Raw genomic sequence first — 13,918 nt, forward strand, 5'->3', positions numbered from 1 at the left:
TTATATAATATATTGCTTAAATTCGATATATCGAACAAGAATTCCACGATAATGCACAAAAACGAGGTTGTCAACCAGATGAGCAGCAATCCGGGGAAAAATTTGGAGGATACACCGCCCAAGGTCGGCGATACATTGGTCAAGCTGCGCCAGGCCGACGGGCTTTCGCTGGATGCCTTGTCGAAGCGCGCCGGCGTCTCCAAGTCCATGCTATCGCAAATCGAGCGCAACCAGGCGAATCCCACGGTGGCCGTGGTGTGGCGGCTGGCCAACGCCCTCGGTGTGCCGATCTCGCTGCTGGTCGACGGCAACCAGCCTGTGCCTGCTTCGATCGAAACCTTGCCCAGCCACGCCACGCCATCGCTGCGCTCGCGCGACGGCCATTGCGTGCTGCGCATCCTGGGGCCGATCGAACTGGCCGGCCAGTTTGAATGGTATGAACTGTCGGTGGAACCCGGCGGCTGCCTCGACTCGGAGGCGCACGAACCGGCTTCGCGCGAACACCTGACGGTCTTGTCCGGCATGCTGGAGGTCCAGAGCGGCAGCAACATCACCAAGATCAAGGTAGGGGAAACGGCGCGCTATGCGGCAGACCGTCCCCACTACATCAAGAATGTCGGCAAGAATGCCGCTACCGCGCTGCTGGTGGTGATCCATAACGGCCAGTAACAAACGTCGCCGTCAATAAAAAAGGCTGGAAGACAATCATGTCTTCCAGCCTTTTTGACTTTACCGCCGCTTGCTCCGGCGCTTAGTGGGTTACCCGGGTAACGCCGCCCGACGACAGCAGGCGCACGCGGTCGCCGACATTGAAACGCTCGTCGGCATCCTGGGTAATGGCGCGCAATTCGCCGTTGCTCAGGCGTACGGTGATTTCCAGGCCTGGACGCTGGTTCAGGTTGTTTTCGACCTGGTTGCCGGCAATCCCGCCGAGCACCGCGCCGACCACGCCGGCTGCAATCGAGCCGTTGCCTTTGCCGATCAGCGAACCGGCGCCTACCGCGCCAAGCGCGCCGCCAGCCAAGGTGCCGGCGCCGCCGCCGGTGTTCTTGTCGATAGTGACCGGACGCACCGAATCAACCACCGCCATGCGCACCGATTGCTCACCCTGGGCCTGGCGGCTGGTATATACGTTTGCCGAATTCGGCGTCACGGCGCAACCGCTCAAGGCCACCATGGCTGCGACTACGATCAGGTTCTTCATTCTTGATAACTCCATCATAAATTGCTCTTACACAAAAATTGCCGCATAACCCGCGAAGCGCACCGACAGAAGGGTTGCCCGGGCACGGCGCCGTTGCTTGCAGCATTGGACAGTGAATCAGTGGATCAGGTTTTGGCCAACTCTGCTCATTTTATCAATTTTTTACAGGCAACTGGCATTTTGCAAGAAACGCATCGCTTTTCACCCGCGCGCCGGCATCAGCGGCCGCCGGCGACATCGATGAATGCGCCGGTCGAATAAGACGCCTCGTCGGACACCAGCCACATGATCGCGCGCGCCACTTCCTCGGCGCTGCCGCCGCGCCGCATCGGCACCGTATCCTTGACCCGGTCGACCCGCCCCGGTTCGCCGCCGCTGGCATGGATATCGGTATAGATGACGCCGGGCCGGACCGCATTGACGCGGATGCCCTGGTCGGCGACTTCCTTCGCCAGGCCGACCGTCATGGCGTCGATCGCTCCCTTGGAGGCGGCGTAATCGACATATTCGCCCGGACCGCCGAGCTTGGCCGCCATCGACGACAGGTTGACGATGGCGCCGCCCTCGCCGCCGAAGCGGGTCGACATGCGCCGCACGGCTTCGCGGGCGCACAGGAAACTGCCGACGATGTTGGTGGCGAACACGCGCTGCAGACGGGCTACGTCCATCTCTTCTACCCGCATCTGCCGCTCCAGGATGCCGGCGTTGTTGACCAGGGCGGCCAGCCTGCCGAGTTGCGCATCCACGGTCTGGAACAGGTTCAGTACGTCGGCCTCCACCGCGACATCCCCGGCGACCGCCAAGGCTTCGCCGCCGGCCTGGCGGATAGCGTCGACCACCTGTTCGGCGGCGCTGCGGTTATGTACATAATTGACACATACGGCGTAGCCGCGGGCGGCCGCCAGGCGCGCGGTGGCGGCGCCGATGCCGCGGCTGGCGCCGGTAATCACGATCACTTGTTTCGACATGCTGCCCTCATTCGTATTTGCGGGCATCCTCGATGACTTTACCGTCATTCGGCAAGCTGCCCGGTGCGACAAGCAAAACCTCGCCGCGCAGTTTGGTCACATCGCGCAGGCTGTCCGCAACCTGCTCGGCGACGGACGCCGGCGCGCCTTGCGTTTCGCAATGCAGCGTCATCACATCGCTCGCCATGGCGCCGCTGACCACCAGCCGCGCTTTCAGGACCTGCGGATGACGCTTCAGCACTTCAGCCAGCTGCGACGGGTGGACGAACATGCCGCGCACCTTGGTTACCTGGTCGGCGCGCCCCATCCAGCCCTTGATGCGGGTATTGGTGCGGCCGCATGGCGAGACGCCCTCCAGCACCGCAGACAAGTCTCCGGTGGCGAAACGTATCAGAGGATAGTCTGGATTGAAGGACGTCAGCACTACCTCGCCCACCTCGCCGGCGGCAACCGGGTCGCCGCTGCCGGGCCGCACGATTTCCAGGATCAAATCCTCATCCAGGATCATACCCGGATTGAGGCGGCCGTCGCTGAGCGACTCGTAGGCGATATTACCAACGTCGGCCGATGCATACAATTGCAGCACATGCGGCACGCCGTTGTCGTGGAACCACTGGCGCAGCGACGGCGGCAAGGCTTCGGCGCTGAGCAGCGCCCGTTGCACGGTGCCGATGTCGGCGCCCATCTCGCGCGCCTTTTCGATGATGATCTTGAGGAAGGACGGCGTACCGACGTAGGCATCCGGCCGCAGGGCCGACATCGCTTGCACCTGCAGTTCGGTCTGGCCTATGCCGGCCGGGATCACCGCGCAGCCCAGCTTGCTGGCCGCTCCTTCGACCATGAAGGCGGCTGGCGTGAAATGGTAGGCGAAACAATTCTGTATCAGGTCGCCGGCGCGCAGCCCGAGGGCGCGCATCGGCCGCGCAAAACGCCACCAGTCCTGGCCGTATCCCTCGGGATCGAAGATCGGCCCGGGCGACACGTACAGGCGGCGCAGCTGGCGGTGCGGCGTGGTGTTCAGGGCGCCGAGCGGCGGTTGCCGCGCCTGCAGTCCATGCAGGTCCGATTTGCGCGTGAGCGGCAATTGCGCCAGCGCGGCGCGGTCGCGGATCTCGCCGGCGGCGACGCCGTGCAGGATGCGCGCCCAGCCCTGCGCGCCTTGCGCCCGTGCGATCAATTGCGGCAAGGCGCTCATCAGGTCCGCCTCGCGCTGCAGCGGATGGCGTTGTTCAAGGAAGTCGAGAGTGTCAGACATGGCAGGCCTGTATGCGTGGACGGAGGAGCAGCGTAGAGGTAATGTCAAGCCAGCCAGCGCTTGCGGCGCCGGTAGAATTTCATGTCGCGGAAATTCTTGCGTCCCGCGCCGGAGACGCCCAGGTAGAACTCCTTCACGTCTTCGTTGCTGGCCAGTTCGCTGGCAGCGCCTTCCATCACTACCCGGCCGTTTTCCAGGATGTAGCCGAAATCGGCGTAGCGCAGCGCCACCATGGTGTTTTGCTCAGCCAGCAGGAAAGACACGTTTTCGCGCCGGTTCAAATCCTTGACGATCTCGAAAATCTCTTCGACCACTTGCGGCGCCAGCCCCATCGACGGCTCGTCCAGCAGGATCATCGACGGCTTGGCCATCATCGCCCGGCCGATCGCCGTCATCTGCTGCTCGCCGCCGGAGGTGTAGCCCGACTGCGATTTACGCCTTTCTTTCAGGCGTGGGAAATAATCGTAGATCTTTTCCAGGTCGCGCTTGACCTGGACATTGCTGGCCTGGCGCGTATAGGCGCCGGTCAGGAGATTTTCTTCCACCGTCAGGTGGCCGAAACAATGGCGTCCTTCCATCACCTGGATCACGCCGCGCCTGACCAGGTCGTTCGGCGTCAGGCGGTCGACCCGCTCGCCCCGGTATTCGATGCTGCCCTTGGTGACATCGCCGCGCTCCGCCGACAGCAGGTTGGAGATCGCTTTCAGCGTCGTGCTTTTGCCGGCGCCGTTGGCGCCCAGCAAAGCGACGATCTTCCCTTCCGGCACCGCCAGCGACACCCCTTTCAGCACCAGGATGACATGGTCGTAGATCACTTCGATATTATTGATGTTGAGTGCAGTACCCATGCTTTCCTCGGCTATGCGGTAAAAAAGCGCCGGCAGCCCGGACGGGCGCCGGCGCCGGGACTACTTCATGCAGGCGGGCGTGATGCCTTTTTCTTTGGCATACTTGGCGGCGGAAGCCTTGAACAGCGGATGGATCAGGTTCTTGTTGCCTTCGATCCAGTCCGACACCAGCACCCACTTGGCGCCATCCCATTGCTGGATCTTGATCTTGCCCGATCCCTCATGGTTATCGCAGGACGTCTTGATTTCAGGCAGCAGGCCGGACGCGCCCAGCTGCTGCAGCCGCGCGTTGGTGATGTTGAGGTTCTCCAGCCCCCAGCGCACGTCCTCGCCGCTCATCACCTTGCCCTTGCCGTACTTGGCCTGCGCGGTGCGTATCGCTTCCACCGTCGCCAGTGCCGCCGATACGCCGCGGTTGTACAGGATCGAACCGATCTTGGCCTTGTCCTGCATGTTGCCCTTGCCGGCGCCGTACACCACCTTTTCGATATCGGCGATCAGCGGCACGCCCTTGCCGGACACATTCCAGGTCGCGCTCAGGTAGCCCTTGGCGGCATCGCCGGCCGGCACCGTGTCTTCCTCAGATCCGGCCCACCAGGAACCGATGATCTTGTCGCGGGCGAACCCGACTTTCTGCGCCGCCTTCAAGGCAGTCTGGTTCATCACGCCCCAGCCCCAGAAGATCACGTAGTCGGGATTCTCCTGGCGGATCTTCAGCCATTGCGCGCCCTGTTCGTTGCCCGGATGGGCCACCGGAATCTGCACCAGCTTGAACTTGCCCAGCGTCGCCTCGGCTTCCAGCGCCACGATCGGCTCCTTGCCGTAGGCCGAGTCGTGGTACAGGAACACGATCTTCTTGCCGGCCAGCGAACCATTGTTCTTGCTCGCCAGGTATTTGACGATTGCCGACACCTGCATCTGGTAGGTCGTCACCAGCGGAAAGGCGTACGGGAATACCGAGCCATCGACCGCATCGGTACGGCCGTAGCCGACCATCAGCAGCGGCACCTTGTCTTCCGCCGTCTTGTCGATCAGCGCATAGGCGATGCCGGTCGCCATGGCGTTGATGGCGGTGCCCTTGGTGACCGGGTTCTTGCCCTTGAGCCGTTCGTAGCACTCGACGCCCTTGGCGTTGTTGTACTCGGTTTCGCACTCTTCCCAGGACAGCTTGACGCCGTTGATGCCGCCCTCTTTCAGGTTGACGTAGCTCAGGTAGTCGATATAGCCGCCGTAATACGACTGGCCGTTGGTGCCGTAAGGACCGACCCGATAGCTGGGAATCGCAATGAACTGGTCGCTCGCCTGCGCCATTGCCGGCAAGGCCGGCGCCAGCAGGCTGGCTGCGGCCGCGACGGCGAGCATGATCCGTTTGAGGTTTTTCATTATCTTGTCTCCTTTTGTCGTGCTAGTTATCGGGACTGCAAAAAAACTGCCGCATCGGTCAATGCGGGAACGGCCACAAGCGCAGCTTTTCCTTGGTGATCTGCCACAGGCGCGCCAGCCCGTGCGGTTCTACAATCAGGAAGAAAATGATCAGGGCGCCGAACAGCATCATCTGGATATGCGACACCGTGGCGTTGGTGAACGGCAGGTGCAGCCAGGCCGCCAGCGGCGGCAAGACGTTATCCAGGAAAATCGGCAGCAGCAGGATGAAGGCGGAACCGAGGAAAGCGCCGAGGATGCTGCCGATGCCGCCGACGATGATCATGAACAGGATGCGGAACGACAAATCCAGCGAAAAGCCGTCCGGCTCCACCGAACCGAGGTAACAGAAAGCGTACAGGGCGCCGGCCACGCCGCAGAAAAACGAGCTGACGGCAAACGCCAGCAGCTTGGTCTGCATCAGGCGGATGCCGATCACTTCCGCCGCCACGTCCATGTCGCGCACCGCCATCCATGCGCGGCCGGTGGAGGAGCGCACCAGGTTTTTCGCCAGCAGCGCCATCACGCAGACAATCGCCAGCACGAACAGGTATTTCCTGACCGGGCTGTTGATGGCGATGCCGAACAGGTCGATTTTTTGCGCGCTGATGACGCCGGAAGAACTGTCGTTGGAAAACCAGGGGAACTTGGTCAGCACCCAGATCACGAAAAATTGCGCAGCCAGCGTCGCCACCGCCAGGTAAAACCCTTTGATCCGCAGCGAAGGCAGGCCGAACAGGACGCCGACCGCCGCCGCGCAGCAGCCGGCCAGGATGAAGGACAGCAGGATAGGAATGCCCTCTATCCTCAGCTGGAAGTTGTAGGCGGCATAGGCGCCCACCGCCATGAACGCGGCCGAGCCGAGCGATAGCTGGCCGGCATAGCCGGTGAGTATGTTCAGGCCCAGCGCCGCCAGCGCAAACACCAGGAACGGGATCAGGATCGCCGAAAACCAGTATTCGCTGCCGACCAGGGGAATGCCGACAAAGGCGACCGCCAGCAGCACGGCCATGCCGATGCGGTCCTGGCGGATCGGGAATATCTGGCTATCCGCGATGTACGAGGTTTTAAACTGTCCGGCCTCACGATAAAACATGGCATTTCTCCGTTCGAATCATCTTGCAGGTTGGCAGGCCGTCACACACGATCGATATGCCGCTCGCCGAACAGCCCCTCCGGCCGCACCAGCAGGAACAGCAATGCAAACACATAGGGGAACCATCCTTCTATGCCGCCGAAATTGCCGCCGAACAGGTCTTGCATGACCGGCGGGATATAGATCTCGGCCAGCTTTTCGGAAACGCCGATGATCAGGCCGCCGGCAATCGCTCCCGGGATCGAGGTAAAGCCGCCGAGTATCAATACCGGCAAGGCCTTCAAGGCAGTCATCGTCAACGCGAACTGGACGCCGTTGCGCGAGCCCCACAGCAAACCGGCAACCAGCGCAACGAAACCGGCCACGCCCCAGACAATCACCCAGATATGGCGCAGCGGGATGCCCAGCGACAGCGCCGCCTGGTGATCGTCAGCCACCGCCCTTAAGGCGCGGCCGACCTTGGTTTTCTGGAAAAACAGCGCCAGCAATAGCACCAGCCCGATCACCATGCCGGAAGCAAACAGGTCGAATTTGGAGATGCCGATGCCGAAACTGTCCATGACCGAAGCGATAGGCTCGTCGACGATGCCAAGGTTGATCGCCCGCACTTCGCTGCCGAACAGCATCGGCCCCAGCCCTTCCAGGAAAAAGGCCAGGCCGATGGTGGCCATGAACAGGGTGATCGGCGGCTGGTTGACCAGCTTGCGCAGCACCAGGCGCTCGGTCGCTACCGCCACGACCACCATTACCGCAAAGGCGCCGATGATCGCCGCCCACATCGGCCAACCCTTGTCCATCAGACCCACCACCGCCAGCGCCGCGAAATAGACCATGGCGCCCTGGGCGAAATTGAATACGCCGGAGGCCTTGTAGATCAGCACGAATCCCAGCGCCACGAGCGAATACATCAGGCCGGAGAGCAAGCCGCTCAGCGTCACTTCAAAGAAAAATTGCATTTGTCGTCTCCGTTCAGTGCGAGCTGCCGAGGTAGGCTTTGATGACTTCGGGATTGTTCATGACTTCCTCCGGCGTGCCGTCGCCGATTTTCTTGCCGTAATCAAGCACCACCACGCGGTCCGAGATATCCATCACCACGCCCATGTCGTGCTCGATCAGCACGATGGTGCTGCCGAACTGGTCGTTGACATCCAGGATGAAGCGGCACATGTCCTGCTTTTCTTCCACGTTCATGCCGGCCATCGGCTCGTCCAGCAGCAGCATGCTGGGTTCTGCCGCCAGGGCGCGCGCCAGCTCGACGCGTTTTTGCAAGCCGTAAGGCAGGCGCCCGACCGGTGTCTTGCGGATATGCTGGATCTCCAGGAAATCGATCACCTCCTCGACCTTGCGCCGGTGCTGCATTTCCTCATTGCGCGCCCGCCCCCACCAGATAGCGTTCGCCAGCAGGCCGGAGTGCATCTTGGTATTGCGGCCGGTCATGATGTTGTCGAGCACCGTCATGCCCTTGAACAGGGCGATGTTCTGGAAGGTGCGCGCAATCCCCTGCCGCGCCACTTTGCTGGGATGCATGCTGTGCCGCGGCACGCCGTGGAATACGATGCTGCCTTTTTGCGGATGATAGACACCGTTGATGACATTGATCATCGAACTTTTTCCAGCGCCGTTGGGGCCGATGATGGCGCGGATCTCATGTTCTTTCACATTGAAGGAAATATCGGTGAGCGCCTTGACGCCGCCGAAGGACAACGAAATGTTCTGCAGGTCCAGCACCACTTCGCCGATGTTGCGCTCCCGCCCCATGACCTGCTGTTCCGGCTTGTGCAGGGCCGGAGCCGGCGGCGCCGGTTCTGCCGGCAGGATTTCTGCCGTGGCATGTCTTTTCATGATCGCGCTCATAGGGTTCAGGCTGCTTTATCGATGGTGGCGAAAATCTTGGCGTCGGCGATCCGCAAGTCGGCAGCGATCATGCCTTGCCGGCCGTCCTCGAACTTGACCAGGGTTTCTATGAATTGCGACTGCTTGCCGCCGTACAAGGCGTCGATCAGCACGGCATACTTGCCGGCAATGAAGTCGCGCCGCACCTTGCGGGTGCGCGTCAGCTCGTCGTCATCGGCATCCAGTTCCTTGTGCAGGATCAGGAAACGGTGGATCTGCGAGGCCGCCAGCAAAGGATCCTGCGCCAGGTCGGCATTGACCTTTTCAACGCAGCCGGCGATCAGCGCATACACTGCCTGCTGCGCGGCCAGGTCGGCATAGCTGCTGTAAGCCAGGTTGCGGCGCTCGGCCCAGTTGCCGACCGCATCCATGTCGATGTTGATGAAGGCCGTGCATTGCTGGCGCCGGTTGCCGAACACCACCGCTTCCTTGATGAAGGGGAAGAATTTCAGCTTGTTTTCTATATACTTCGGCGCAAACAAGGTGCCGCCGGCCATCTTGCCCACATCCTTGGCGCGGTCGATGATTTTCAGGTGGCCGTCGCCGTCGAAAAAACCGGCGTCGCCCGTATGGAAATAACCGTCGGCATCGATCGCTGCGGCCGTGGCCTCGGGCCGCTTGAAATAGGATTTCATCAAGCCGGGCGAGCGCACCAGCACTTCGCCCTTGCTGTCGATATGCACTTCCACGCCTTTCATCGGCCGTCCTACCGTGTCCAGCTTGACGTCGCCGGAAGGCTGCATGCACACGGTGACGCAGGTTTCCGTCATCCCATACAGCTGCTTCAGGTTGATCCCCAGCGAACGATAAAAATCGAACAGGTCGGGTCCGATCGCTTCGCCGCCGGTATAGGCGACGCGAATCCGCGACATGCCCAGCACATTCTTCAGCGGACCGTAGATCAGCAGGTTGCCGAGCCCGTACAGCAGGCGGTCGGCCAGCGACACATCCGGCTTCTTGTCGAGTATGCGTATGCCGACGCGCCGTGCGATCCCCATGAACCCATGGAACAGCTTGCGCTTGATCCAGCCGGCGTCTTCGATCCTGATCATTACCTGCGTCAGGATATTTTCGTAGATGCGCGGCGGCGCAAAATAATAGGTCGGGCCGATCTCGCGCAGGTCGGTCATCACGGTATTCGGCGATTCCGGGCAGTTCAGGCAGAAGCCGGCGACATGCGCCTGCGCAAACGAATACAGGAAATCGCCGACCCAGGCCAGCGGCAGGTAGCACAGCAGGTCGTCGTCCTGGTCCAGCTGGTCGAACTCGACCAGCGTCCGCGCGGTGGTGATCATCGCCGCATGCGAATGGCAGACGCCTTTCGGTTTGCCGGTGGTGCCGGAGGTATACAGGATGATGGCGATGTCGTCGGCGCGCCCGGCATCGACTTCGTTCATGAAGAAGCCGGGATGCGCCAAGTCGTAGGCGCGCCCGATCTCCGCCACTTTGGCAAAGGAAGACAATTCAGGCTGGTGGTAATTGCGCAGGCCGCGTTCATCGTCGACGATGATGCGGCTGATGCGCAGCAGCGTCTGCTTGATCTCGAACACCTTGTCGACCTGCTCCTGGTCTTCCACCACCACAAAATCGATTTCGGCATCGTCCAGCACGTAAGCCATGTCGGCCGCGGGCGCATCCTGGTACAGCGGCACCGGCATCCCGCCCAGGCACTGCGCGGCCGACATCGCCCAATACAGCCGCGGGCAGTTATTGCCGACAATCGCCAGGCTCATGCCGCGCCGGAAACCGAGCGCCGCCAGGCCGCAGGCAAAAGCCCGCACTTCGGCGGCCACTTCGGCCCAGCCGGTCGCCTGCCAGATGCCGAGGTCTTTTTCCCGGAACGCCGGCTGTTGCGGGCGTTCCTGTGCATGTTTCAGGAGCAGATCCGGAAATGTCTGCACTCCTGGACGTCGTGTTGTCTCCACCATCGTCCCACCTTTTTTATCTGGTCCCACGGCAACGAGATCGAAGCCATGTGCCTGTCCGTATCAAGTCAGTCTGGGCCGGCATGCTTACGTCGCGCTTACTCTAGCGGACAGTAACCGCCGGTCACGTGCTGCTTTTATGCGATGATAGTAGTGGGAGTCGGGAGATGGGGTTGTCATCTCGCAGACAATTGCCAAATTTTCGATATTGCAACGCATCATAATGATCAAAGAGACTTCCATCCAAGACATGCTGGCCAAGACCATGTGGGCGCGTTCGCTTACCGAGGCGCAACTGGCGCGGGTGGAAGCCGAGATGTTCAGCCGCAAGATAGCCGACGGCGCATTCGTCTGCCGCAAAGGCGATCCGGTCACGCACTGGATCGGCGTGCACGAGGGATTGCTGAAGATGAGCAGCGTCTCCCCCGAAGGGAAAACGGTTTCCTTTGCCGGCATGGCGAACGGCGGCTGGCTGGGCGAAGGCTCCCTGCTCAAGAGCGAGCCGCGCAAATACGATGTGGTGGCGCTGCGCGACAGCGAACTGCTGTACATGCCGAAAACCACCTATCTATGGCTGCTCGACAACAGCATCCAGTTCAACCGCTTCCTGGTCACGCAATTGAATGAACGGCTGGCGCTGTTCATCTCGCTGGTGGAATACGACCGCATGCTGGAACCCGATGCACGCGTCGCGCGCTGCCTGGCGGCGCTGTTCAATCCCTACCTGAATCCCGGCATAGGCCGCGAGCTGCAGATTTCCCAGGAAGAAGTCGGCAATCTTTCCGGCGCCTCGCGCCAGCGCGCCAACCAGGCGCTGCAGGTGCTGGAGAAAGCCGGGTTGCTGAAAGTCGATTACGGCAGCATCACCATCCTCGACCTGGACGGCTTGCGCCAGTTCCATTCCTGACCTCGATGACCCTCAAGCGCAGCTTTCCCCCGGTAGTGGATGAGCAGGTCCGCCTTTTGATACTGGGCAGCCTGCCGGGCAACGTCTCGCTGGCGCACAGCCAGTATTATGCGCATCCGCAAAACGCCTTCTGGAGATTGATTTCGGAAGTCGTCGGCGGAGACCTGCGCGCGCTGGATTATGCGCAGCGCCTGCAGGCCTTGCTTGGACATGGCGTGGGATTGTGGGACGTGGTGGCGGAAGCGCAGCGCCAAGGCAGTCTCGACAGCAACATCGTCGACCACGCCGACAACGACCTGGTCGGCCTGATAGACAGCCTGCCCAGGCTGACGACCATCGGATTCAACGGCGGAACGGCGGCGCGCCTGGGATTGAAAACGTTGAAGGAACGCGCCGAGAAATACCGGATCGTGCTGCTGCCTTCGAGCAGTCCGGCGCATACGATGGCGTATGAAAAAAAATTGGCGCAATGGGTAAATCTTAAAATCAAGGATTAACGGTACCCATTCTTCTACACACCTGATTCTGCAGATTGACTGCCTACAATCGACATCTGATTGTTATTTGACTGACAATATTATTTCATGCAAGATAGGCAATCCTGATTATCCTGGGTCTGCCTGCTCCGTGTCCCCTCCGTTCCCCACCATGCTCCGCTTGCCGACGAAGAACTTGAAGCGGCCAAGGGGAAATAAACATGACGAATGCAAAGTCTGCCTGGTACCGGCACAGGTAGTCTGTCCACGTGCATTGCCGATCAATTGCGGCACGCACTGCGACTTCAATTTGAATATCGGTATTTTTTCAAAGGAAATTAGATGAAGAGCAGTTTCTTTAAATTTGCATTATTGCGATGGCTGTTGTCGGCACTCCTGGCATTGCTGTTAAGTGCCTGTGCTGGTACGGGATCAAACCGATTGATCGTAGAAGGAAAGAGTTCCGCTCCTGTTTCGGCAGTGTCGCACTATGGCAAGGGTATCGGAATTGGAGACTTCTATATCAACGGGCAATGGGGCGGAGTTTTATATGATGGCTGGGGTGGCGGAGGTGCGACAGTGTGTTGTGTGACACTGCCAAGCACGACCAACGCGCCCATCATGGTGACAGTGAAATGGAAGACATATCGTACGGGAGTCACGGAAGAGCGCTGGCATGAGGTGACTGTGCCAGTGCACTTTGATGTCCCATTAGGGAAGAGCGATGGTCTGAAAATTCATTTCTTACCTGGACATCGTGTTGAAGTTTGGAGCGCACGAATTGGACTTTGGGATCCAGAATATCCAGGTCCTCCATATCCACGCCCTCCTGCTCCGGATTATGTTCCTCTCCCCGACGAAAAACCTGAACCGGCCAAGGGGAAGTAAGCATGACGAATGCAAAATCCTGCCTGGAACCGGCCCAGGTAGTCTGCCCACGTGCGTTGCCGATGGATTGCGGAAAATATTGTGACTTCAATTTAAACATCGGCATCTTTTTTGATGGTACCGACAACAATATGAAACGCGATACCCCATCACTTTCCCAAAGCAATATTGCCCGTTTATTTCGCGCTTATCAAAACAGTCCAATGGAAGGCTTTTTTTCGCACTACATTCCCGGTGTCGCGACACCATTTGAAGAACTTGGCACCGATGGCGAAGACATACGAGAGGCTGCCGCCGGCAAGGGCGGTGAGCCGCGCATCATCTGGGGATTGCTGCAGGTCTTGAATTCTGTGCATAGTTTTGTGAGTCGAGGTGAAACCATGTTTGATATCGACCAAATGAGGGTTCTATGCAGCGACCACTGGGTAAAGCAGGACAACTCACGTGAATGGCCAGCGCCCATCCCGTCCGAAGAAGATAAGATACTCAAAGAACTCGGCTTGAAATCCGGTTTGGTCGGTTACGAAAAAACGCGAGAAAATTTCTTGAAACAATGCGCCCTTAAACTCAGCGTGCACCTCAGGAAATCGACAACGCTGCCATGCCTGGCCGGCATTTATCTCGATGTGTTCGGCTTTTCCCGCGGCGCGGCCCAGGCGCGCGTGTTCACCACCTGGCTGCACCAATATTTCCTGATTGACTGCCAATTGTTCGGCATCCCCGCCTATGTCCGCATGCTGGGCCTGATGGATACGGTCGCCTCGGTCGGCGCCACCAACGCCAACGATGGCGAAGGCCACTGGGATTGGGCCAAGCCGGAAAATCTGCGCATACATCCGTGGGTCATGAACTGTGTCCACTATGTGGCACTGCATGAATTCCGCACCGTATTCCCCGTCGAAAGCCTATATCAGGGCGATGTTTTACCGGACAATTGTTACGAACACTACTATCCCGGCGCGCATGCCGACGTCGGCGGCGGTTATGCGCCAGGCGCGCAAGGCAAGGCGGTGCGTATCGTTGATGGCGTACCGGT

14 protein-coding genes are annotated in these 13,918 nt (G+C 60.1%); 5 read left to right on the top strand and 9 right to left on the bottom strand.

The window, feature by feature from the left end; translation table 11 throughout:
* Nucleotides 1-51: 51 nt before the first annotated feature.
* A complete protein-coding gene (locus tag BM062_RS05360; RefSeq protein ID WP_254784933.1) occupies nt 52-669 on the top strand; it encodes a helix-turn-helix domain-containing protein in 618 nt (205 codons plus the stop codon).
* A gap of 82 nt (nt 670-751) precedes the next feature.
* On the opposite strand, the gene BM062_RS05365 is transcribed toward BM062_RS05360, so the two are convergent.
* The 9 genes from BM062_RS05365 to BM062_RS05405 form a co-directional block, all read right to left on the bottom strand.
* Nucleotides 752-1,204, bottom strand: coding sequence for an outer membrane lipoprotein (locus BM062_RS05365; RefSeq protein WP_092394271.1), 453 nt, complete (start codon nt 1,202-1,204; stop codon nt 752-754).
* Nucleotides 1,205-1,422: 218 nt separating this feature from the next.
* Nucleotides 1,423-2,172, bottom strand: a complete 750-nt coding sequence (locus BM062_RS05370; RefSeq protein WP_092394274.1) for an SDR family oxidoreductase — start codon at nt 2,170-2,172, stop codon at nt 1,423-1,425.
* A gap of 7 nt (nt 2,173-2,179) precedes the next feature.
* Nucleotides 2,180-3,427 (bottom strand): phenylacetate--CoA ligase family protein, encoded by a 1,248-nt coding sequence (locus BM062_RS05375; protein WP_092394277.1) that lies wholly within the window; start codon nt 3,425-3,427, stop codon nt 2,180-2,182.
* Between the two features lie 44 nt (nt 3,428-3,471).
* Nucleotides 3,472-4,275: an ABC transporter ATP-binding protein gene (locus tag BM062_RS05380; protein ID WP_092394280.1), complete on the bottom strand. Its 804-nt coding sequence runs from the start codon at nt 4,273-4,275 to the stop codon at nt 3,472-3,474.
* A gap of 60 nt (nt 4,276-4,335) precedes the next feature.
* A complete protein-coding gene (locus BM062_RS05385; protein WP_092394283.1) occupies nt 4,336-5,658 on the bottom strand; it encodes an ABC transporter substrate-binding protein in 1,323 nt (440 codons plus the stop codon).
* Between the two features lie 58 nt (nt 5,659-5,716).
* Nucleotides 5,717-6,793, bottom strand: a complete 1,077-nt coding sequence (locus BM062_RS05390; RefSeq protein WP_092394286.1) for a branched-chain amino acid ABC transporter permease — start codon at nt 6,791-6,793, stop codon at nt 5,717-5,719.
* Between the two features lie 41 nt (nt 6,794-6,834).
* Nucleotides 6,835-7,749: a branched-chain amino acid ABC transporter permease gene (locus BM062_RS05395; protein WP_092394289.1), complete on the bottom strand. Its 915-nt coding sequence runs from the start codon at nt 7,747-7,749 to the stop codon at nt 6,835-6,837.
* Nucleotides 7,750-7,762: 13 nt separating this feature from the next.
* On the bottom strand, nt 7,763-8,647 hold the full coding sequence (locus tag BM062_RS05400) for an ABC transporter ATP-binding protein (RefSeq protein WP_092394292.1): 885 nt from the start codon (nt 8,645-8,647) through the stop codon (nt 7,763-7,765).
* Between the two features lie 5 nt (nt 8,648-8,652).
* A complete protein-coding gene (locus BM062_RS05405; RefSeq protein WP_092394295.1) occupies nt 8,653-10,614 on the bottom strand; it encodes an AMP-dependent synthetase/ligase in 1,962 nt (653 codons plus the stop codon).
* A gap of 247 nt (nt 10,615-10,861) precedes the next feature.
* Between BM062_RS05405 and BM062_RS05410 the strand changes: the two genes are divergently transcribed.
* The 4 genes from BM062_RS05410 to BM062_RS05425 all read left to right on the top strand — a co-directional run.
* Nucleotides 10,862-11,518 carry a Crp/Fnr family transcriptional regulator gene (locus tag BM062_RS05410; protein ID WP_175500901.1) on the top strand — a complete coding sequence of 219 codons (657 nt, stop codon included), beginning with the start codon at nt 10,862-10,864 and terminating at the stop codon, nt 11,516-11,518.
* A 5-nt stretch (nt 11,519-11,523) separates the two neighbouring features.
* Nucleotides 11,524-12,015: a DNA-deoxyinosine glycosylase gene (locus BM062_RS05415; protein WP_092394301.1), complete on the top strand. Its 492-nt coding sequence runs from the start codon at nt 11,524-11,526 to the stop codon at nt 12,013-12,015.
* Nucleotides 12,016-12,336: 321 nt separating this feature from the next.
* Nucleotides 12,337-12,882, top strand: coding sequence for a DUF3304 domain-containing protein (locus tag BM062_RS05420; RefSeq protein ID WP_092394304.1), 546 nt, complete (start codon nt 12,337-12,339; stop codon nt 12,880-12,882).
* 2 nt (nt 12,883-12,884) lie between these two features.
* The coding region (locus BM062_RS05425; protein WP_139219997.1) for a T6SS phospholipase effector Tle1-like catalytic domain-containing protein at nt 12,885-13,918 on the top strand (1,034 nt) is incomplete at its 3' end.

It is taken from the genome of Collimonas sp. OK412 (assembly GCF_900112135.1).
Lineage (GTDB): Bacteria > Pseudomonadota > Gammaproteobacteria > Burkholderiales > Burkholderiaceae_D > Collimonas > Collimonas rhizosphaerae.